Below are 21,253 nucleotides of genomic sequence, written 5' to 3'. Positions count from 1 at the left end.
CAATTGCGCAGGTTCTCAAGGGTGATAATCCAATCGATAAAGGGCCATCAACTGGATTGATCGCTTGATCACAGCGCTGCAACCAGAGCTGCCCCCTGCTCCCTCTGGGCCATACACAGGCGGATTCTCTCCTCCGTTTGCGCGAGGCTGCGCTGATATCCAGGGGCCAGGTCGCCATATTGCTCGAACAGTTGCCGCAATTCCTCCAGTGCCTGGCGGTCGCAGAAGCTGCGGGCGAAGGCGGGGGCCTGCCGGCGCCACTGCACGGGGATCTTGTTGAGAACCGCGGGGAAATTGTCTCTCAGCCACCGCCAGTGCTGTTGTCGCAGTGTGGGCTCCGCCATCGCCCGGGCTATCAATCCAAAGGCCTCCCTCGCACCCACGGCATCGCCGAGTGCCAACTGGTGGATTGTGTCCAGCTGCGCAGGTTTGTCAGCAGCGCCGATGGCATTGGCACTGGCGTTGTCAAAGCGCGGGTCATCCAGTTGGCTGCGCATCCTGAGCAGATGCGGCAGAAACTCCTGACCGGCATCCTGCACCGCGACGCTGAGGGCCGCCTGGTAAAGATCCGAATCGAGCGCCGAAGGCTCGCGGTCGCGTTGAAAGCCGGTAAAGGCGGCCGCTTTTTCGGTCAACTGCCGGCGCGCTGCCCGATCCCCTGCACTGAGTGCCATAAAACTCAGCAGCTCGCTGTACAGCAATTTATCCTCGTTGTCTGCACTACCGGCGGTTCTGTCCAGCACCGGCTGGTAAAGCGCACTGGCGAACTGACGAAAGGCGGCTGCGGAAGCGCCGCTGACATAGTTGCTGCGGTACTTGTGCAAATAGGTTAGCGGCGCCACAACCACCTGGCGCTTGTCGCTGGCGGCGGACTTTCGCACCACATCCAGCAACGTGTCCTCTGCCAGGGTGCCAGCTTCAAAAGCGGCAAAAGCGCTGTCGATAACCGATAGTGTCTCGGCCGGGGTCAACTCGGAAAAGTGATCCAGCAGTGCCAGCCACTGCGGAGCCGCCAAATTCCAGCGGTAGTAACCACTGCCATCGGCGTTGGGGAGCAGCCAGTTGGGACACTGCCCGTTTTTCAGTGCAACCGTCTGCTGCGGTTCAGTCAGCATCAGGCACTGAGTGCCGGCCTCGCTGCGCAGACACAGCGGAATACTCCACTGCACAGGGGCGTCGCCAATGGGAGAGCCCAGCGGTTTGTAGCGGGCCTGACTGATTGCCACTACGGCCTCCTCCCGGTTGCAGTCCAGTGCCAGCTCCAGTTGCGGTACCCCTTTTTGCTCCACGAAACTGCGAAAAGTCTCGGTCAGTTCCGGGGTATTGGTCTCCTCACCGATGACGCTATAGAAATCCGGCGATGCGGCCACCCCATCGGCAAAGGCTTCGATGTAACGCCCCAGGGCGGGACGAAAGCGCGACGCACCAAAATACTGGTCGACCATGCCGATGACCCCCAGGCTTTTGGCATAGGTGATCGCGTCATAGGCATTGCGAATCTGGTTATTATCTTCGATTGGCTCGCGGATGGCGCGGGTACTGGCGAGCGAATCCAGTTGCATGGCGCCGATAGCCCGCACCCTTGCATTCAGGTCGTGACCGCCTTGCGGCTCAAACAGCGTCAGCGCCAGTGGCGTGCCCCAGGTGGCAAAACCCTCCTTGAGCCACAGATCGTCCCACCAGGGCGGCGTGACCAGGTTGCCGAACCACATATGGGCAATCTCGTGGGCGTGAACTCCCAGCAGTGCCAGGCGCGCCCCGGGGGCGGGCTCCTGCCCCTCTACCAGTATCCGCTGTTCGCGATAGGTAATCGCGGCGGACAGCTCTGTGGCACCGCTGGGCCACTGGGGTGCAGCGACGATATCCAGTTTTTCGAAGGGGTAGGGGCGCCGCAGTTGGGATTCGAAAATCTCCACCATGCGCGGCGTTATGTCGAGGATATAGTTCAAGTCCGCACCCCGGCCCCGGCGGGCATATCCAGTCAGTGGAATTGGTTCCTGACGGAACTCACTGGCGGGTATGGCCGGCCGTTCGACCCTGTCAAAAGGACCCACCGACAGGGAGAGCAGGTAAGTGGACATGGGACGCGTGGTGGCAAAGGTGATCTTTTCAAGCCCGTTCCCAATGGACTCCCGCTTGATCTCGCGGCCGTTGCTGATGGCCGCATAGCCCTCGGGCACGGTGAGACCGATAGCAAACGGCGCCTTGAGTCCCGGCTCATCGAATCCCGGCAGATACCGGCGCGCCTGAATGGATTCCGACTTTGCCAGGGCGTAGGCGTCGCCCTGCTCCTCTACCTTGAACAGGCCCGCCAGATTGCGATCGAAGTCCCCTTCATAGTCCATTCGCAGCTTGAACCTTCCCGCGGGCAGTGTCTCCGCAAAGCTCACCTCGGCAACACCGCTGTCCAGTACTTGTTCATATTTTCCGGTGATCCGGCGGCCATCGGCAACGGTTGCGACGACGCTATTTACGCGCAGGTCTTTGCCATGCAGCCAGATCTGCTGTGCCGGATCATCCAGCTGAATATCGATTGCCACACTGCCGGAAAAGTCGTCGCGACGCGGGTCGAGCAAAAGATCCAGGTGATAGAACAGGGGGGTCACCCCGGCGGGCAGCCGGCCCGGGGGCGCCGCAGCATCGGCAGTGGCGGCAGGTGCGGGGCCATTGCCGGTATTTTCAGCCGGGCCGCAGGCGGTCAGCATGGGCACAAGAATCGCCAGCAGGAAGAGCAGAGGATGATTGGTCATAGTGGATCGTCGCGTGGCAAAAGGCTTATTGTAACGGTTGTTGCCGCCCTTTTACCGCCGGCTCGGGTCTATATACCGACGGATATCCTAAGGAACCTCTGATTAAGTCAGTGCAATCTCAGGCTTTGCGTCGAGTTTGCCAGTTAGGCGCAGTTGCGCAGGAATGCTGGCTACCTTTGTAGGGGCTGCAACGCAGCGGGCGGACTCGACGCAAAGCCCCGCAGGGCGGGCCTGTGGCGCCACTTGGACTTTGTTGCTGCGCTCATCAAAGACAACCAGCCTTGACCTTCGCGCAGCGCCTTGCCAAGCGGTGCCACAGGCTCCGCTGAGACAGTACTGACTTAATCAGAGGCTCCCTAACGGAATCATCCACCCGCTCCCCTCTGTGCCCATAAGGTCAGCCTTGGGATGACCAATCAGTCATAAAATGTCGCGACAGTCACGTAAAACCGCTTTGAAACCCCATCCCAATAGAAAACGAAATTCACTGGATGGAATTGCGCTGGGGAAATTTCAATGCGGAAATTATTCGGCGAAAGGCCGGATATGTGTCAACAGGATTCTCCCAGGTCTCCATACACGGCCTCTAGCTGTTCTTTTTTTGTACAGCAAAACCCTGTAGTGTGGCGTCTGATTTATTCCTCTATGGAGGGTCAGCGGTCGCTGACGCAGTGGTAAAACTATGCTCGCTCGCACACTCGCCCTATTGGTTTCGTTGTTCAGTTTCTCGCTGTCTGCTGTGGCAGCATCCCACAATCCCGGCCGGGATAGCTGGCACCAGATCGACAGTGCCAATTTCCGCGTTGTTACCAATGGCGATGCGGCCAGGGTAAGAGTCCTTGTTCAGGACCTGGAACGCTACCGGACTGTCGCCCTGCAGTTACTGGGTGCCAACGGCGACGGACAGAAGCTGACAATCTATGCCACCGCTGACCGCGACAGTTACGCCAGTCTGGTGGGGGATGAACTGGCCGACGTTACCAATGGCCTGTTCGACACCACCGCCCAGGGTAGCTATGCCCTTGTGAACCTGGAGAGCGATGAGGGCGGTTCGCAGCAGCGTGCGCGGGAGTTTCTATTTCACGAATACACACATTTTCTCAGCTATCACCGCAATACCACCTACTACCCCTACTGGTACAGTGAAGGTTTCGCGGAATTCATGTCCACCATGACCTTCCCCGCACCGGGTCGCTATCAACTGGGCGCAGTCCCGTCGGAGCGCGCCGCGACCCTCTACTATATGGCCCCTATGCCGCTGGAGCGGCTGTTAACCGCCACTATCTACAACACCTCCAATGACGACAAGGCGCGCCTGTACGCCAGCGGCTGGATGCTGGCCCACTGGCTGATCATGGAAAGTGGCAAGACGGAAGAATTCAAAGACTATGTGCGCGGCTACAACCGCGGAGCAGATCCGGTCAAAACACTGGAGACTGCCCTGGGAGTAAAGCTGGCCGATGTGAAGCAGCGCTACAAGCAATTGTTCGAACACGGCAATTTCGCCATGGTAACCGGCGATATCCCAGCAGGTTTCCGCGAGGCGCAGCCGCAGGTGCAGCTGCTTTCCCAGCAGAGCGCCGTTACCGAGATAGCCGGCTTTCTGGTGATGTCCGGTTACAACGTCGGTGGCTTGGACGACTTGTTGCACTATGCGCACAAGAAGGGTATCTACAGCCATCAACTGACTGCTGTTCAGGCCGACGCCGAAACCCGTCTCGGCAACTTTGACCAGGCGCAGCGGCTGTTGGAGACTATTCCGCCCCAGCAGCGCAAACAATTTTGGTATCAGGGCGTAGACGCCTGGCTCGAACTCACCCGTCAGATACACACACCGGAAAAATCACGCGATCGCGAGTCGCTGAAACGAGCGCGGGATGAGTTCGTCTATCTGGTCAACAATGACTCCGACAACGCATCCCACTGGTATGGCCTTGCGCTGGCAATGGATATGCTGGGTTATCCCCGGGACAAATACGTAGAGATGCTGGAGCAGGCTTATTTTCGCGCACCGCGACAAATTTACATCGCCGAGTGGCTGGCACGGGAGCTTTACGAAAAGAAAGACGCCGAGTATTTTACCACCGTTGCACAACCTTTATTGCTGGAGCTGAAAGACGAGGAATCCCACCGGCAGATCAAAGCCATGCTGGCAGAGATGCGGGCACAGCAGGGTCATCGACAGGAAGCTAAAGCATCTGCCCGACTGGTACACAAACAAGTGAAAAGCACCGGCAGCTAGGGCGACGATCCAATCGGTGGGGAGCCAACGATTGGATTGTCGGATTAGGGCCTGTTCACACTAACTGAGTTGGCCCTAGCAGCCGCATTTTAATCTGCGCTGGCATGGGTCAGCAGCTGGCCCATATCGACACAGCGCTGGTTGTCGTAGCGGCGGTTCTTGAGGGATTTCTCCATCAACGGATTGAGTTGCTCGCCACCTTCCAGAATAGCCGTCAGCTGTTGCACACCCGCCTCACTACAGTTGAGAGGAAACAGATCGGTAAAGGTGCCGATATATTCCGGGCTGGCGGTGGCATTGACGGCGCCAATAGCGGAGATGATCTGCTCGGCATTGTCATCGTACAGTGTGACCTGGGAAGCGGGGAACAAATTGTCGGCTGCATACCTCAGCTGACTCAGCTTGAAATCCTCACGGTGCTCCAGGATATTCTGCAGCCATTTGGCCTTGGCTTCCGGCAGGGGGCGCACGGCCTCCGAGGCAATTGCCTTCAGCTGCGCGCGGTCGGAATTATCCCGGGCCAGCTCGCGATCTATCGCCTGCTGGTAGTCGGAATACAGGTGTGCATTCTGCAGATAAATCAGGTCCCAGCGCCGGTCCGGGTCCAGCGTTAAACCGTCCAACTTTCGCTCGCCCAACAGCAGGTCCCGGGCGTTGGCCAGTGCCCCGTCGCTTTTCGCTACGTCGGTGAAGGTACCAAACCAGGTTTTCTGGGCGTCGCTGCCCGCCTCGGATTGCTGCAACTGCTGCCAGACGAAGGTTTCAATCGCCAGCTGCAGTTCCTCGCGGCGGCTCTCGTTCATGTCCACCTGATTCAGGTATCTGAAGGTGGAACCCAGATGGCGGGCCACCAGGCGGATAACATTGATATCGCGCTCTGTACCGGCGTTTTCCAGCACAAAATGCAGGTACTGATTCAGCGGCAGTTTCCCATCGTAAAAGCTGTCGTACAGGTTCTGCCACAGCATCAGGCGGGTGAACGGCTTTTCAATATCGTTGATGTGCCGTTTCATATTGTCCACCGAAGTGGAGTCCAGATTTACTTTCACGAACGCCCAGTCGCCCTCGTTGGGATTGAGAATCTGCGGGCAATCGAGACCTTTGGCGGCAGCGACGTTAGTGCTGGCACCGCTATACATCACCGGCAGTACCTCCTTCAACACCATACTCCCGCCTTCCAGGTTGTAGAAGCCGAGTTGAGTGCGCTGCTCGCGCAGGGTCGGATACTCTTCCGGCCCCGTCTGGATCAGGGTGAGGCCGGCCACCTTGCCGTTGTCACACTGGAACTGTGCGCTCAATGTGTTCAGGCCCGGCTGGTACAACCACTGCTGCTGCCACTGCTGTAAATCCTTATCGGCAGCCTTGCCCAGGTGGCCCATAAAATCATCCAGTGTGGAATTGCTGTAGGACAGGTCCTTCAGATAATTGCTCACCCCCAGGCGGAATTTCTCCTCCCCCAGATAGTAAGGCAGCTGCTTGAGAATGGAACCACCCTTGCCATAGGTGATACCGTCGAAGTTGGCAAACGCTTCGTCGGTATTGTGCACCGGCAGTTGAATCGCGTGGGTGGTCGGCAACTGATCGGCCCGGTAGGCCCACTGCTTGGTACCCAGGTAGAAGTTTTCCCAGGCATTTTTGAATTCACTGTTTCTGGCCAGCGACAGGTTGGCCATATAGGTGGCAAAGCTCTCATTCAGCCACAGGTCATCCCACCAGTTCATGGTGACCAGATCGCCGAACCACATATGGGCCATCTCGTGGGCGATAACATTGGCTAGGCGCATACGCTGGGCCTCGGTTTTCTCCCCGCGGGACACATAGGCCTCGTTAAAGGTTACCGCGGCCACATTTTCCATGGCGCCGGCGTTGAAGTCAGGCACAATCACCTGGTCGTACTTGACGAACGGATAATCGATGTCGAAATAGGGCTGAAAGAATTCGAACGACTGCTTGGTAAATTTAAACCAGTCCTCCGGCTTCACATACTCCGCGAGCGTCCGGCGGGCCATCAGACGTAGCGGAATACCGTCCGTCTCGTCTTCCCAGACCCTGAAGGGCCCCGCGTGCAGGGAAAAAATGTAGGAGGAAAACTTGGCCGATTGGGGAAACTGCCAGAGCTTCTTGTCACCCTTTTCCTCCACTTTCTGCTCGCGCACAGAAGTGATGATGGTCCAGTCTTTCGGCGCTGTCACATCCAGGGTGTAGTGCGCTTTCAGGTTGGGCTGGTCAAAGTGCGGAAACAGGCGGTTGGCATCGTAGGGCTCGAAGTCGGTATACATATAGACATTGCCATCCTCCGGATCCCTAAACCGGTGCAGCCCGGAACCGTCAGTGGAATAGGGGTGCTGGTAGCGGATGGCAATGGCGTTCTCCCCTGCCCGCAGGTACTCCGGCGCGATGCTGATGAAATAATCGTTGTAAGTGAAGGGCACTTCCCTGTCGTTCACGCGGACCGAGTCCACGCTGCCACCACTGAAATCCACGGTAAGGGGCTGGGTCGGCTTGCCGTTTAACCTGGTATCCGCGATCACCTGGCCGGAAAAGTGATCCCGCTCTGCATCCAGGGTGACCGACAGCCGGTAGTCCACGGACGCCACCTGCTGTTTGCGCAGCTTGGCGTAGTCCTCGGACAGGCCGGGTACCTGCGCGCGAACGACCGTTTCCTGGCCAGCGCCCGGCGCGACCAACTCCTGGTCTGTATCCTGGCCGCAAGCCACGAGAATCGCGCTGCACAGCAGCACCGCAGTAAATTTCCCGCTTCTGTTCATATCCCCCCCAAGCGAATTGCTTATTAGACCCATGAAATTTTAGTGGCAGACGTGTTGCCGGCCCGGCAGCACACAGTGCCGGGCTTGCAAACCGCCACTTATAACATGTTTGCCGTCTGGGGTAAGGGCATTTATCCCGGCATTGCGACCGGTTGCCGCGCTTGAGCCGCGGTGTTCATTACAGCGAAAGGGCGAAATGGTGACTGGTGATCGCGAAGCCCTCACGCAGATAGAAGCGATGTGCAGCAAAGCGCTCCACCCCGGAATCCAGGTGCAATTGTTCGCAGCCCTGCTCTCTGCCGAAGGCTTTTAACCAGTCGATCAGGGCTTTGCCGGCGCCGCCTGAACGGCAGTCTGCGCTGGTGACCAGGTCGTCCACATAGATGTGTTTCCCCCAGGCCAGCTTGCGGACGACAACGAAACCGGCAACAGCTATTACCCGATTATTCCGTGTCGCGATAGCGAGCTGGTAACCGGCGCTCATCTGCTGTCTGATCCGTATCAGTATCTGCCCCCGGGTCAGAAAACTGCGCAGTTGCAGCAATACATCGGCCGCCGCCTCCAATTCCCCATCGCTGGCGACCAGGCCGACCTGCAAAGTATCAACGCAAAGTGAGTCCATGGCTGCTAAGAATCTCCTCAATCAATGCGCGCCAAGTACTGTCCGGCCGCCAGATGGCGGCCAGTAGTGGCCCGGCATCACTGTCCGGCAGGGCGCGGTAAATACGGTTGTACAAATAAACGAAAGCGGATACGCGCATATTCAGCGCGCAGTGCAGCCAGACCGGCCTGTTTTGGTAGTGGGCCATTACTGCCGCGAACAGCTCAAAGTGCTGTGGGGTTGGCCGGTCGAAAGGTACCGGGATATGGACATAGCCCATACCCAGGCTGGTAACTATATCCCCCTCGTTGGGCAGGGCGCCCTCAGAACTGCTCATGGCCAGGTTGACCACCGCCTGATATCCCTGTTCTGCGATATCGCCGAAATCATTTTCTTCCGGCTGTCCCGAGGTGGCGATCATCTCCGAAACCGGTAAAAAATTACTGATATGGAAATCCACGCGCCCTCCCATACATCGTTATTAACGCTTGCTCTGCAGCGTTTATAACACGCGACGCCAAGTCCATCACATCAGTTGCTGGGAAAGGAGAACTGGGCACCCTCGCGCACGCCGCTGGACGGCCAGCGCTGGGTGATGGTCTTGCGGTTGGTGTAGAAGCGCACACCGTCCGGGCCATAAGCGGACAGGCAGCCAAACAGAGAGCGCTTCCAGCCGCCAAAACTGTGGTAGGACACAGGCACCGGCAGGGGCACATTGATGCCGACCATGCCCACCCGTATATTGTCGCTGAAGTAGCGCGCTGCCTCACCGTCGCGGGTGAAGATACAGGTCCCGTTGCCATACTCATGCCTGTCGATCATCTGCATGGCCTCGGCCATGCTGTCGACGCGCACCACCAGCAGCACCGGGCCGAAAATCTCCTCTTCGTAACAGGTCATGCCGGGCTTCACATTGTCGATCAGAGTACCGCCGACGAAAAAACCTTTTTCACCACCCGGCAATTTGGGGTTGCGGCCATCCACCACGATGGTGGCACCCTGCTCGGCGGCACTGGCAATATAATCGTTCACTTTATCTCTGTGCGCAGCGGTGATCAGTGGGCCGAAGTCATTGCTGCTGTCCGTGTAGGCGCCCACTTTCAGCTTGCGCATTTCGCCGCACATTTTCTCAATCAGCGCATCCGCGACCCTGTCGCCGACACACACCGCCACCGAGAGCGCCATGCAGCGCTCACCGGAAGAACCGAAGGCGGCACCGGTCAGCGCCGCCACGGCATTGTCCATATCCGCATCGGGCAGGAGGATAGCGTGATTTTTTGCCCCACCCAGGGCCTGGCAGCGCTTGCCGTGGGCGCTGGCTGTGGTATAGACATGGGATGCTATAGGCGTAGAGCCGACGAAACTCACCGCTTCCACATCCACCGCGGTCAGCAGGGTATCCACCGCCACCTTGTCACCGTTCACAACATTCAACACACCGTCCGGCAGTCCCGCCTCCTGCATCAGCTGCGCCAGGTACAGGGCCACGGACGGGTTGCGTTCGGACGGCTTCAACACAAAGGTATTGCCGCAAACAATCGCCAGCGGAAACATCCACAGCGGCACCATGGCGGGAAAATTGAAAGGCGTGATTCCCGCCACAACCCCCAGCGGCTGCATTTCGCTCCAGGAGTCGATGTTGGGACCCACGTTGCGGCTGTGCTCGCCCTTCAGAAGTTGTGGCCCACAGCAGGCGTATTCAACATTCTCGATCCCACGGGTCAGTTCACCCATGGCGTCGTGAGAAATCTTACCGTGCTCCTCACCGATCATCGCGCAGATCTGCCCGGCGTTCTCCTCCAGCAGTTGCTTGAAGCGAAACATGACCCTGGCGCGCCTGGCAGGGGGCGTGCTGCGCCAGGCGGGGAAGGCGGCCCGGGCGGCGGTAATAGCTTCCTCTACCGTTTCCTCGCCGGCGATGGCCACCTGTCTGATGACCTCTCCGGTAGCCGGGTTGAACAGGTCCTGAGTGCGCTCGGCGGCTTCGCTGAGTTGGCCGTTGATATGGTGTCCCACAATCTTCATGGTCGGATCTCTCCGTTCTTTAAACTGATAAAAACTGATTGAAAATTTCTTGTGCAGCTTTTCCCCGCACTCCCCCGGGCGCATCGGCAATGCCGAGGGACTCAGCCGGTGGCGACATCGGCAATGGTGTCAGCCAGTGCGCTCACCAGCGTATCTATCTCTTCCGGTTGCGCCACGAAGGGCACGCCCAACTGCACCGTGTCACCACCGTAGCGCACGTAAAAACCTTTTTCCCACATTTTCATGGCGATCTGAAATGGACGCAGCAGCGGCTCGCCCGGTGCCGCCTCAATGGTCAGGCCGGCCGCCAGGCCACAGTTGCGGATGTCGGCGACCAGGGGGGCGCCCCGCAGCTGGTGCACACATTCCTCCAGTACCACCGCCAGTTGTGCGGCGCGGGCGAACAGGTTTTCCCGCTGCAGAATATCCAGCGTGGCCAGTGCCGCCGCACAGGCCACTGGATGTGCCGAATAGGTATAACCGTGGGGCAGCTCCAGTAAATACTCGCGACCGCCCTGCTCCATAAAGGTGTCGTAGATCTCCCGCCTGGCGACCACCGCCCCCATGGGCACGGCGCCATTGGTCAGCTGCTTGGCGGTGTTGAGGATGTCCGGTGTCACCCCGAAAGCCTCGGCACCGGTAGCCGCGCCCATACGGCCAAAGGCAGTGATCACCTCATCGAAGATCAACAGTATCCCCTGCTCATCGCAGATTTCGCGCAGGCGTTGCAGATAGCCCCTGGGTGGCGGCAGCACACCGGCGGAGCCGGCCATGGGTTCCACAATCACAGCGGCGATATTGGAAGCATCGTGCAGAGCCACCAGCTCCAGCAGCTCCTCCGCCAGGTGTGCCCCCTCTTCCGGCATGCCTTTGCTGAAACGGTTTTCCGGCAGCAGGGTATGGGCCAGGTGATCAGCCTCCACGGCATTGCCGTAGAGCGCGCGGTTGGCGGCAATACCGCCGACGCTGATGCCCCCGAAATTGACCCCGTGGTAACCCTTGATGCGGCCGATCAGTTTGGTCTTGGTGGGCATGCCCCGCTTGCGCCAGTAGGCGCGGGCGATCTTCAGTGAAGTCTCCGCCGACTCGGAGCCGGAACCGGTGAAGAAAACACGGTCCAGCCCCTCCGGCATAAACTGGGTGATGCGCTCAGCCAGCTCAAATGCCCCGGGGTGGCCGACTTGGAATGCCGGCGCGTAATCCAGGCTGCGCAGCTGTTGGCCCACCGCTTCGGCGATCTCGACACGGTTGTGACCGGCGCCGCAGGTCCAAAGACCGGACAGGCCATCGAAGATACGGCGGCCGTCGGCACTGGTGTAGTAGCACCCTTCGGCCGCGGTGACGATGCGCGGATCCCTCTTGAACTGCCGGTTGCCCGTATAGGCCATCCAGTGGGCGTCCAGTTGTGCCTGGGTGAGCCCCGCGAACTTGTCGTTCATTCCCATTCCCCTTCAGATTTCCCCAGAGAACCCGGGTTTGCGCTGAAAGGAAGCACTTTAGGTCGGCATTAAAGTTGCATAAACTGCAGTTTATCGATCTTCAGTTTCATAAAACCACAACTTACCTATACCGGATACCTGGGGCTGGAGCCGGTGGGAGTGATTCAACGATGGGGCGCAAACAAGCCGCGCTGCTTGGCCAGCTGAGCGATATCGACCTGCGCCTGCTCAAGGTCTTCCGGGCGGTGGCGGAGGCCGGCGGCTTCTCCGCCGCCGAGCTGGAACTGAATGTGGGCCGCTCCACCATCAGCCGGCATATCAAGGATCTGGAAGTGCGCCTGGGCGTGACCCTGTGCCAGCGCGGCCGCGGCGGATTCTCCCTCACTGACGAAGGGCGGCAGATTTACGCGGCGACACTGCAGTTGCTGGCGGCGCTGGACAGCTTCCGCGGCCGGGTGGCGGATGTGCACCGGCGCATGACCGGGCATATCGCCATCGCCCTGTTCGACAAGACCGCCACCAACCCGGCCGCGCGCATCGGCGAGGCATTGCGCAGATTCGACGACCTGGCACCGGAAGTGAGCCTGGATATCCATATCGAGCCTATCAACGAGATTGAGCGCGGGGTGATGGAAGGCCGCTTTGCGCTGGGGGTGATCCCCGCCCACCGCACCTCACCCAGCCTGGACTACCGGCACCTCTTCTACGAGCAGATGTATCTCTACTGTGGCCACCGCCACCCGCTGTTTGGCTGCAGCGCAATTACCCACGACCAGGTCCGCCGCTGCAAGTACGCCGGTCTCGGCTATCACTCGCCGAATATGGAGGTGGGCAATCGCCTGGGGCTGGAACGGGATATCACTGTCAACGACCAGGAGGCCATAGTCCACTGCCTGCAGTCGGGCCGCTATCTGGGTTATCTGCCGGACCACTACGCCCAAGCCTTTGTGAACAAGGGGGAAATCCGCCCGGTGAGCCCACAGGAATACCACTACCAGTGTGACTTTGTCGCCATCCAGCGGTTATCGCCAAAGCCGTCCCGCATAGTGGCGGCACTTTGGGAGTGCCTGGCAGCGGCACACGGATAGAGGGGTCCTCCCGCTTATGTCTCCACCCTATCAACCACTTGGGTGGACTCAAGCCATGCCCGCGATCAACGCCTTGACCGACGGCAGCAGACGGCGGCTGACCAGCGGCCGCCAGTCGACCCCGTCCAGCTCCACCCGGTAGTGGGCGCCATCCCGGTGCAAACCGAGGATAAAGTCCACCGCCACCAGGGCATTGCGGTGCACCCGCAGCAGCTGCCGGCCGAACTCCGTTTCCAGCTCTTTCAGCGATTCACTCAGGATCGTTTCGCCTCCCGGATGGTGGGCGACCACATATTTACTGTCGGCGACGAAACAGCGGATTTGCGCCACATCCAGTAACTCCACCCGCCGGCGGCTGACCACCTGGATTCGGCTGCGCCCACAAGGGCCCTCCCGGGCCGGCTCCACCAGGCGCCGCTGGGGCCGGTTAAGCTGTTGCACCCTGTCTATGGTGGCGCACAACTGTTCCCCAGACACAGGCTTCAGCAGGTAGCCGGCCGCGGCCGTGGCAAAGGCCGGCAGGGCGAACTGGTCGTGGGCAGTGCAGAAGACAATCGCCGGGGGCGGATCGAATGTAGAAAGCTGGTGCGCCAGATCCAGGCCGCTGTCCCCCGGCATCTCTATGTCCAGCAGGATAAGGTCCGGGGCCAGCGACACCGCCAGTGCCATGGCCTCCCGTGCATCCGCCGCCTCCCCCAGCAGCCGGCACTGCGGCACGGACTGCAGCTGGCGGATCAGGCGCGCCCGGGCCAGTGGTTCGTCGTCGACAACCAAAACACCCAGTGGCATCACAATTCCGCCTCCGCGGTTTTCTCCACCGCGCCCATATCCCCGGGGAACAGCAGTTCCACCCGATAGCGGTCGCCGTCGACCAGAGCGCTAAACCGAAAGCGGTTGCCGTAATGCGCCGCCAGACGGTGGCGGATATTCTCGGTGGCAATGCCGTTGGCCTCCGGCCGTTGCGGCCGGGCAACCCCGGCGGGTGGAATCGGATTTTCAACCCTGAGCCGCAACCGCCCACCGTCGCGGGATATCGTGACCGAGATCTCCCCTCCCTCGTGCAGGCGCGCCACACCGTGCAGCACAGCGTTCTCCAACAGTGGCTGCAGCATCATGGACGGCATCCGCAGGCCGTCGAGGTCGTCGTCCAGGCGCCAGCTTTGTCGCAGCCGGGCGCCGAGGCGCAGGGACTCGATTTGCAGATATCGCCTGGCCAGTGCCACCTCCTGCTGTACCGGCACCAGACCCGCGTCTGCCAGACTGGCGCGAAACAGCGACGACAGATCTTCCACCAGTCGCTCGGCCCGCTGCGGGTCGACGGCGATCAGGCTGGCGAGGCTGTTCATGCTGTTAAACAGAAAGTGTGGGCGAATGCGCGACTGCAACGCATTGATACGCGCCTCCAGCTCCGCGCGCTGTTGATTGTGCAGCAGCTGTTGCAGATAGGCGTAGCGCAGTACCACCCCGGCACAGATTGCCCCCAGCAGTACATTGGCTGCCAGACTCCAGCTGTCGAAGGGTTGGCGGCTGATACTCGCCCGCCACCACTCCTGGGCCGACAGTACCGTCACCAGTACCAGCAGCGTCACCGCAAAACTCAGCCCGCCCGCCGCCTTGTGGGGCAATCGCGCCAGCAGTGGGCGCAGTTGGCACAGCAGCGCCGCCCCCGGCAGCACCACCCACTGGACCGTGAGCGACACGGCCCCCAGGCGCTGCCAGCTGAAGTCCCGCAACCCCCCCATCGCCAGCACCAGCACCAGCGCCAGCAGTTCCCCGGTCAATACCAGCACCGCCAGGGCGGACACACTGCAGAGATCCGGCAGAAACTGGGCCGGTACAGTTTTTTTGCCGGGACCGCCACCATTGCCAACCTGCTGCTTTATAATGCCCGCCGACCGAGCGGGTTCCGGGTACGTCATACCGCGTCCAGTCTTAATTTGGTTTGTTATCTGTTTTAACCGGCCCTCGAAAGCTGTCTGCGACAATACCGCCATCCATCGCCCTTATCCACCCTGCAACCGGGAAGCACAGTATGAGTAACGACGATTCCTCCAGTGCCAAACCCGCCCCCAAACTGTGGGGCGGCCGCTTTACCGAGGCCACCGATGCGTTCGTAGAGCGCTTCACCGCTTCAGTGACTTTCGACCAGCGCATGGCGCTGGAGGATATACAGGGCTCACTGGCACACGCGCGGATGCTGTCCGAAGTGGGCGTGCTCACCACCGATGAATACCAGCGCATAGCTGCCGGCCTGCATGACATTGCCGGCGAAATCGCCGCCGGCGACTTCCCCTGGGAGCTGGCACTGGAAGATGTTCATATGAATATCGAGGCGCGCCTCACGGAGCGCATCGGAGCCACCGGCAAGAAACTGCACACAGGGCGTTCCCGCAACGATCAGGTGGCCACCGACATACGCTTGTGGCTGCGCGGGCGCATCGACGAAATCGCCGCGGAGCTGACCCGCCTGCAGAGCGGCCTGGTGGGACTGGCACAGCGTGAAGCGGCCACCATCATGCCCGGCTTCACTCACCTGCAATCGGCACAGCCGGTAACTTTCGGCCACCACCTGCTGGCCTGGAACGAAATGCTGCAGCGGGATTACGAGCGGCTGCAGGACTGTCGCAAGCGGCTCAACCGCTCGCCCCTGGGTGCCGCCGCCCTGGCCGGCACCAGCTACCCGATCGAGCGCGCCCGCACCGCGGAGCTGCTGGGTTTCGACGCGCCCACGGAAAATTCCCTGGACTCGGTCAGCGACCGGGATTTCGCCATCGAATTCTGTGCCTTTAGCGCCCTGCTGCTCACACACTTATCCCGCGCCGGCGAGGAGCTGGTACTCTGGGCTTCGAGCCAGTTCGACTTTATCGACCTGCCGGACCGCTTCTGCACCGGCTCATCGATTATGCCGCAAAAGAAAAATCCGGACGTGCCGGAGCTGGTGCGCGGCAAGACCGGACGCGTCAACGGCCACCTGATCGCACTCCTGACCCTGATGAAAAGCCAGCCGCTGGCCTACAACAAAGACAACCAGGAGGACAAGGAGCCGCTGTTCGACTCCGCCGACACGGCACTGGACTGCCTGCGCGCCTTTGCCGACATGGTGCCATCACTGCGCGCCAAAAAAGAAAATATGCTGGCCGCCGCCGCCAGGGGTTTTGCCACCGCCACAGACCTCGCCGACTACCTGGTGCGCAAGGGTATCGCCTTTCGCGATGCCCACGAAATCGTCGGCCAGTCGGTGGCCTTTGCTATCGCACAGCAAAAGGATCTGGCGGAACTCAGCCTGGCGCAGCTGCAACAGTTTTCCACCGCCATAGACGCGGATGTTTTCGACGTGCTGACCCTGGAGGGGTCTGTAGCGGCACGGGACCATATTGGCGGCACCGCCCCCAGCCAGGTGCGCGCCGCCTGTGAGCGCGCCCGGGCGCTGATCGCCGCCCGCTGATACAACCCGGCGGGGGTCAGGGGGCTCACTGAATATTCAGAACAACCGGCTCCCCCTGCTGTTCTGTCAGCACCCGCTGCAGCAGGGTCGGCAGGTCCTCACCCGTGGACGTGCACTTCCAGCCGGTACCGGAGGCGCAGAAGGCCAGGTGGTAGCCGCCGGACCTGGCCGCCACCCAGAGTTCGCGGTTGGCGGACTGGCGCGAGAGAATTACCTGGCTGCCATTCTCCTCCAATGTGAGTGTGAGCACCGCATCGCTGCGCTCGTAATCGATATCCCAACGGCACTCATCGATTGCATCCTCAATCGCGATCAGGGTCTGTTCGATGGCAGTGTCGAATTCGCTTTGACTCATAATTTGTTGCTTCTGTTACGGTGTACTGTGCGACGTCCGGTAGACCGCTATACTAGCAGGCTTTTCCACCCACCAAGCTGCGGGACTACGCCGATGCCACACCCAGTCTCTTCCGCTCTAGCCGTGATACTTGTCACCGCCGCGCTCAGCGCCTGCGGACAGAAAGGTCCCCTCTATCTGCCCCAGGACGCCGCCGTACCGGCGCAGCCGGCCGGCAGCTCGCCATCGCTGGGAGCCCCCGCAGCGAGCGCGCCAAAACCCGGCGGGGAACAGCAGCCGACCCAGGACGAAACCGATGCGGAGGATACCCAACAAAGCGCCGAAGACCGTGAGCCAGTGATAGAAAAATGAGTGAGTTTCACTATAACCACGGCAGTCTGTGGGCCGAACAGGTGCCATTGGAAGAGATTGCCACCCGGTACGGCACCCCCACCTATGTGTACAGCCGCGCACACTTCGAAGCCCGCTATCGGGCCTATGCGGACGCCCTTGGCGATCATCCGGGCCTCGTTTGCTATGCCGTCAAGGCCAACAGCAACCTGGGCATATTATCGCTGCTGGCTCAGCTGGGGGCCGGCTTCGACATAGTTTCCGGCGGCGAGCTGGAGCGCGTGCTGATGGCCGGTGGCGATCCCGCGCGGGTGGTGTTTTCCGGTGTTGGCAAAACAGCGGCGGAAATGCGTCGCGGACTGGAGGTCGGGGTGCACTGCTTCAACGTCGAGTCCCGCGCGGAGCTGGAAAGGCTGGAGGCTGTCGCCGCCGAGGCCGGTGTGCGCGCCCCTGTCTCGCTGCGGGTCAATCCGGATGTGGACGCCGGAACCCACCCCTATATCTCCACCGGTCTGAAGGAAAACAAATTTGGTATCGCCATCGCCGGTGCCATCGATGTCTACCGGCTGGCCGCCGCTTCTGAGCACCTCGATGTGATCGGAGTCGACTGTCATATCGGCTCGCAACTGACCGAACTCTCCCCCTTTCTGGACGCCCTGGAACGACTGCTGGCACTGATTGACCAGCTGGCGGAGGAAGGCATTGTATTGCGCCACCTGGATCTGGGCGGCGGCCTGGGCGTGCGCTACCGCAATGAGGAACCACCTCTGGAGAGCGACTATCTGGCCGCGGTCAAGAGCCGCCTCAGCAGCCGTGAGCTGGCGCTGATCATCGAACCGGGCCGCTCCATCGCCGCCAACGGCGGACTCCTGTTGACCCGGGTCGAGTACCTCAAGCGCACCGAGGAACACGACTTCGCCATCGTCGATGCGGCCATGAATGACAATCTGCGCCCGGCCCTGTATCAGGCCTGGCAGAATATCGTCCCGGTGTGCCCGGGCAATGGAGAGGAGGCATCCTGGGACATTGTCGGACCCGTGTGCGAAACCGGCGACTTCCTCGGCAAGCGCCGCGAACTGGCGCTGGAGACGGGACAACTGCTGGCGGTGCTGTCCGCCGGCGCCTATGGATTTACCATGAGTTCAAACTACAATTCCCGTCCCCGCGCAGCGGAAATCCTGGTGGACGGCGATCGCTTTTATCAGGTGCGCGCGCGGGAGACACTGGCGGACCTGGTGCGCGGGGAGAGCGCAGCACCGGAAAAAACCTGACAGCAAATCGGGGCCTGTTCGCACTCACTCAGCTGGCCCTGTTGTGATACAAGAAGTGCCAATCGAGACAAGGGGAAAGAGATTTGGTTGCTACAAACAAGCGTTGGCTAATGAGCAGTGACGCTTTTTCGGCTAGACCCCAGGAAACCCCATGCGCCTGAAATTCAGCAAGATGCACGGCCTCGGCAATGACTTCGTATTACTCGACGGCATCAGCCAGCGCATCAATTTATCGCGCGATAAGATCCGCCGCCTGGCCGACCGCCGTGCCGGTATCGGTTGTGACCAGGTACTGGTGGTGGAGGCGCCGCGCAACCCGGATGCGGATTTCCGCTATCGCATCTATAACGCCGATGGCGGTGAAGTGGAAAACTGCGGCAATGGCGCGCGCTGTTTTGCGCGCTTCGTGCGCGAGCGGCGCCTGACCGGCAAAGACCGGCTGGGCGTGGAAACCGCCGCGGGCCTGCTGCACCTCACCCTCCTGGATGACAACAGTGTCAGCGTCAACATGGGCGCGCCTGTTCTAGAGCCGGCCGATATCCCCTTCGCGGCCGAGCATCGCGCCGATACCTACCCCCTGGAAGTAGACGGAGAGGTGTTCACCATCGGTGCCATATCCATGGGCAACCCCCACGCGGTACTGCTGGTCGACGACGTGGAAAGGGCACCGGTCGAAACCCTGGGCCCGAAAATAGAGCGGCATACGCATTTCCCCCAACGCGTAAACGTGGGTTTTTTGCAGATTGAATCCCCTGACCAAGTGCGCCTGCGCGTATTCGAGCGGGGTGTTGGCGAAACCCGCGCCTGCGGTACCGGCGCCTGCGCGGCCGTGGTGTTCGCGCGCCTGTGCGATCTGGTGGACGAAGAGGTCAAGGTCCGCCTGCCCGGCGGTGCCCTGACAATTCACTGGAGCGGACCCGGCCAGGCGGTTACCATGGCGGGGCCCGCAACCACCGTGTACCACGGGCATATCAATCTCTGATCAAGGGCGACAGCACTGCGGCAATGACAGAACAAAGCGACGCCACCCAAAACCGGGATACCCTCACCCCAGACGACGGCAGCGAAAGCCAGCGCGACAAGAAATTGCTGGCGCGGCGGGTGGCTCGCTACCTGGCGCAGAATCCGGAGTTTTTCGCAGAACATATGGAATTGCTGGAAACCATCCAGCTGCCGCGGGAAAATGGCAAAACTGTATCGCTGATGACCCACCAGACCAATCTGCTGCGCGAACGCAATATCGAGATGCGCCAGCGTCTCGACCAGTTGCTGCACAATGCGCGGGAGAATGATCAGCTATTTCTGCATATTCGCCATCTGGTGTTGCAACTGTTGGAAGCCGACAGTGTGGCCTCAGCGGGAGAGGCGCTTTACCGGAGCTTTCGCCAGGATTTCGGCGTGGAGGCCGTTGCCCTCACAATCTTTACCCCCCTGCCGGCGGGGCACGGCCCCATCGGCGAGGTAGTCTCCAGCTCGCGCACCGCTGCCGAGAGTGCCATCGGCTCCATACTGCGCAACGGACGCACCGTCTGCGGCGTGCTGCGCCCGACGGAAACGGAGTTCCTGTTTGCCAGAGATGCCGACTGGATCGCCTCCGCCGCAGTGGTGCCCCTGGCCAACCAGCTGGGCGTCCTGGCGGTGGGATCGAAGGATCCACAACACTACCGCAGCAGCCTCGGCACCCTGTTTCTCACCTATATCGGAGAGGTGTTGGAGCGACTGCTGCCACAATTGCTGACCCCGGCGTCGCGCTAAAACTGTCCCCGCACCGCCCAGTCCACGGATCTTGTGATTACCCTGTCGCCGTTGAAGTCCTCCGGGATTACCCGCGGCAACCACACAGCGAGCCGGGGAGCAGCTATCCGACCGCAGTAAGGTGGTTATCGCTGCTCCACTGCGAGTCTCAAATCGGGCGGCTACCGTATTTTGGCTGGGGTTTGCGGGGCGGATCGGCGGTCACATCCGGGTCGATTTCGCGGATGGCGCCACCACTGGCAAGGAATTGTTCCACATCCTCACTCAACCTGTGTCGGGCCCGCTTGCGGGAAGTGACGCTGCGCTCTTCAGCCGAATCATCGCCACCTTTGTTGTTGCGTGGGTTACTGCTCTGATCATCATTACCATCTTTCATCACTGATACCTTGTCACTACCGCTCCCGCCTTTGGGGAGGTACCTCAATGCCACGCGCCGTCTGTGCAATGGAGTTGCACTGTGTCACCCCGCACGGCGAATAATATATAGGCGGATTCAGCCGGTAGCGCCAGCGACTCGCCGCGTCTGGCGTAGAGCTTTTTTCATTGATTGCCGCGACGCTTATCGCGCTTGGTTATGCCTGCGGAGGCCACTGCCCATAGACAGAGAAAACAACTCCATCAATCGCAGCTGTGGTGGGAAAGATTATTCCGAAATGAAAAAACCCCGGACGGGGCTTTGGGAAATTTGGCGTGTCAATACACGCCCAGCCAGTCAGCTTTGAAGTTTGGTGTCTACACCGCTTCGCTGCCGGTTTCGCCGGTGCGAATCCGGATCACTTCCTCCAGTGCGGTGATAAAGATTTTGCCGTCACCGATCTTTCCGGTTTGTGCCGCCTTGGTGATCGCCTCCACCGCGCTGTCCACCATATTGTCGTCAACTGCCAGTTCCAGTTTCACCTTAGGCAGAAAATCCACCACATACTCGGCGCCCCGGTAGAGCTCGGTGTGCCCCTTCTGGCGGCCAAAGCCCTTCACTTCCGTCACGGTCATACCCTGCACTCCCACCTCCGAGAGTGCAGTGCGCACATCGTCCAGCTTGAAAGGTTTAACTACCGCAGTAATCAATTTCATTGCGTATCTTTCCCCTGCTCCGGGCTCTCGCTCTCGAACCCCGTTGGTTTTGCCGCACCCGGCGACGCCCTTGTCGCCAATGGAGGATTTGTCCGACCGGGCCGGCCAGCGCA

Annotated in this window: 18 protein-coding genes; 7 read left to right on the top strand and 11 right to left on the bottom strand. The window is 60.5% G+C overall.

What is annotated here, in order from left to right:
- Window positions 1-68 precede the first annotated feature (68 nt).
- Entirely contained in the window at window positions 69-2,750 is a 2,682-nt protein-coding gene (locus ABVT36_RS12335; RefSeq protein WP_368456846.1) for a M1 family metallopeptidase, read from the bottom strand.
- Window positions 2,751-3,432: 682 nt separating this feature from the next.
- Here ABVT36_RS12335 and ABVT36_RS12330 point away from each other — a divergent pair.
- Window positions 3,433-4,992 (top strand): hypothetical protein, encoded by a 1,560-nt coding sequence (locus ABVT36_RS12330; RefSeq protein ID WP_368456845.1) that lies wholly within the window; start codon window positions 3,433-3,435, stop codon window positions 4,990-4,992.
- Between the two features lie 89 nt (window positions 4,993-5,081).
- Here ABVT36_RS12330 and pepN read toward each other — a convergent pair whose 3' ends face one another.
- The 5 genes from pepN to ABVT36_RS12305 all read right to left on the bottom strand — a co-directional run bounded on the left by pepN (window position 5,082) and on the right by ABVT36_RS12305 (window position 11,825).
- Window positions 5,082-7,760 carry an aminopeptidase N gene (gene pepN, locus ABVT36_RS12325; protein WP_368456844.1) on the bottom strand — a complete coding sequence of 893 codons (2,679 nt, stop codon included), beginning with the start codon at window positions 7,758-7,760 and terminating at the stop codon, window positions 5,082-5,084.
- 178 nt (window positions 7,761-7,938) lie between these two features.
- A complete protein-coding gene (locus tag ABVT36_RS12320) occupies window positions 7,939-8,382 on the bottom strand; it encodes a GNAT family N-acetyltransferase (protein ID WP_368456843.1) in 444 nt (147 codons plus the stop codon).
- Window positions 8,363-8,821: a protein tyrosine phosphatase family protein gene (locus ABVT36_RS12315; protein WP_368456842.1), complete on the bottom strand. Its 459-nt coding sequence runs from the start codon at window positions 8,819-8,821 to the stop codon at window positions 8,363-8,365. The genes ABVT36_RS12320 and ABVT36_RS12315 overlap by 20 nt, the downstream gene beginning before the upstream one ends.
- Before the next feature lie 71 nt (window positions 8,822-8,892).
- A complete protein-coding gene (locus ABVT36_RS12310; RefSeq protein ID WP_368456841.1) occupies window positions 8,893-10,386 on the bottom strand; it encodes a CoA-acylating methylmalonate-semialdehyde dehydrogenase in 1,494 nt (497 codons plus the stop codon).
- Window positions 10,387-10,487: 101 nt separating this feature from the next.
- Window positions 10,488-11,825, bottom strand: a complete 1,338-nt coding sequence (locus ABVT36_RS12305; RefSeq protein ID WP_368456840.1) for an aspartate aminotransferase family protein — start codon at window positions 11,823-11,825, stop codon at window positions 10,488-10,490.
- A 170-nt stretch (window positions 11,826-11,995) separates the two neighbouring features.
- Here ABVT36_RS12305 and ABVT36_RS12300 point away from each other — a divergent pair, with 170 nt between their 5' ends.
- Window positions 11,996-12,913, top strand: coding sequence for a LysR family transcriptional regulator (locus ABVT36_RS12300; protein ID WP_368456839.1), 918 nt, complete (start codon window positions 11,996-11,998; stop codon window positions 12,911-12,913).
- A gap of 48 nt (window positions 12,914-12,961) precedes the next feature.
- Here ABVT36_RS12300 and ABVT36_RS12295 read toward each other — a convergent pair whose 3' ends face one another.
- Window positions 12,962-13,702: a LytR/AlgR family response regulator transcription factor gene (locus ABVT36_RS12295; RefSeq protein ID WP_368456838.1), complete on the bottom strand. Its 741-nt coding sequence runs from the start codon at window positions 13,700-13,702 to the stop codon at window positions 12,962-12,964.
- Window positions 13,702-14,832: a sensor histidine kinase gene (locus ABVT36_RS12290; protein ID WP_368456837.1), complete on the bottom strand. Its 1,131-nt coding sequence runs from the start codon at window positions 14,830-14,832 to the stop codon at window positions 13,702-13,704. Before ABVT36_RS12290 ends, ABVT36_RS12295 begins: the two co-directional genes overlap by 1 nt.
- Window positions 14,833-14,945: 113 nt before the next feature.
- Between ABVT36_RS12290 and argH the strand changes: the two genes are divergently transcribed.
- Window positions 14,946-16,358: an argininosuccinate lyase gene (argH, locus tag ABVT36_RS12285; protein WP_368456836.1), complete on the top strand. Its 1,413-nt coding sequence runs from the start codon at window positions 14,946-14,948 to the stop codon at window positions 16,356-16,358.
- 25 nt (window positions 16,359-16,383) lie between these two features.
- Here argH and cyaY read toward each other — a convergent pair whose 3' ends face one another.
- Window positions 16,384-16,713 carry an iron donor protein CyaY gene (gene cyaY / locus ABVT36_RS12280; protein WP_368456835.1) on the bottom strand — a complete coding sequence of 110 codons (330 nt, stop codon included), beginning with the start codon at window positions 16,711-16,713 and terminating at the stop codon, window positions 16,384-16,386.
- 93 nt (window positions 16,714-16,806) lie between these two features.
- On the opposite strand from cyaY, the gene ABVT36_RS12275 reads away from it, so the two are divergent.
- The 4 genes from ABVT36_RS12275 (at window position 16,807) to ABVT36_RS12260 (ending at window position 20,069) form a co-directional block, all read left to right on the top strand.
- The gene (locus ABVT36_RS12275; RefSeq protein ID WP_368456834.1) at window positions 16,807-17,064 is read left to right on the top strand and encodes a lipoprotein; all 258 of its coding nucleotides are present in this window, start codon (window positions 16,807-16,809) and stop codon (window positions 17,062-17,064) included.
- Window positions 17,061-18,314 (top strand): diaminopimelate decarboxylase, encoded by a 1,254-nt coding sequence (gene lysA / locus ABVT36_RS12270; RefSeq protein ID WP_368456833.1) that lies wholly within the window; start codon window positions 17,061-17,063, stop codon window positions 18,312-18,314. Before ABVT36_RS12275 ends, lysA begins: the two co-directional genes overlap by 4 nt.
- A 151-nt stretch (window positions 18,315-18,465) precedes the next feature.
- Window positions 18,466-19,296, top strand: coding sequence for a diaminopimelate epimerase (gene dapF, locus ABVT36_RS12265; protein WP_368456832.1), 831 nt, complete (start codon window positions 18,466-18,468; stop codon window positions 19,294-19,296).
- 23 nt (window positions 19,297-19,319) lie between these two features.
- Window positions 19,320-20,069 (top strand): DUF484 family protein, encoded by a 750-nt coding sequence (locus ABVT36_RS12260; RefSeq protein ID WP_368456831.1) that lies wholly within the window; start codon window positions 19,320-19,322, stop codon window positions 20,067-20,069.
- A 148-nt stretch (window positions 20,070-20,217) separates the two neighbouring features.
- On the opposite strand, the gene ABVT36_RS12255 is transcribed toward ABVT36_RS12260, so the two are convergent.
- Together ABVT36_RS12255 and ABVT36_RS12250 are read right to left on the bottom strand one after the other, a co-directional pair.
- Window positions 20,218-20,445 (bottom strand): hypothetical protein, encoded by a 228-nt coding sequence (locus ABVT36_RS12255; protein WP_367151012.1) that lies wholly within the window; start codon window positions 20,443-20,445, stop codon window positions 20,218-20,220.
- A 356-nt stretch (window positions 20,446-20,801) separates the two neighbouring features.
- Window positions 20,802-21,140 (bottom strand): P-II family nitrogen regulator, encoded by a 339-nt coding sequence (locus ABVT36_RS12250; RefSeq protein ID WP_368456830.1) that lies wholly within the window; start codon window positions 21,138-21,140, stop codon window positions 20,802-20,804.
- Window positions 21,141-21,253: the final 113 nt, after the last annotated feature.

This window comes from Microbulbifer sp. TYP-18 (assembly GCF_040932045.1).
Taxonomy (GTDB): Bacteria; Pseudomonadota; Gammaproteobacteria; order Pseudomonadales; family Cellvibrionaceae; genus Microbulbifer.
This window is presented reverse-complemented; position numbering and strand designations above follow the sequence as displayed.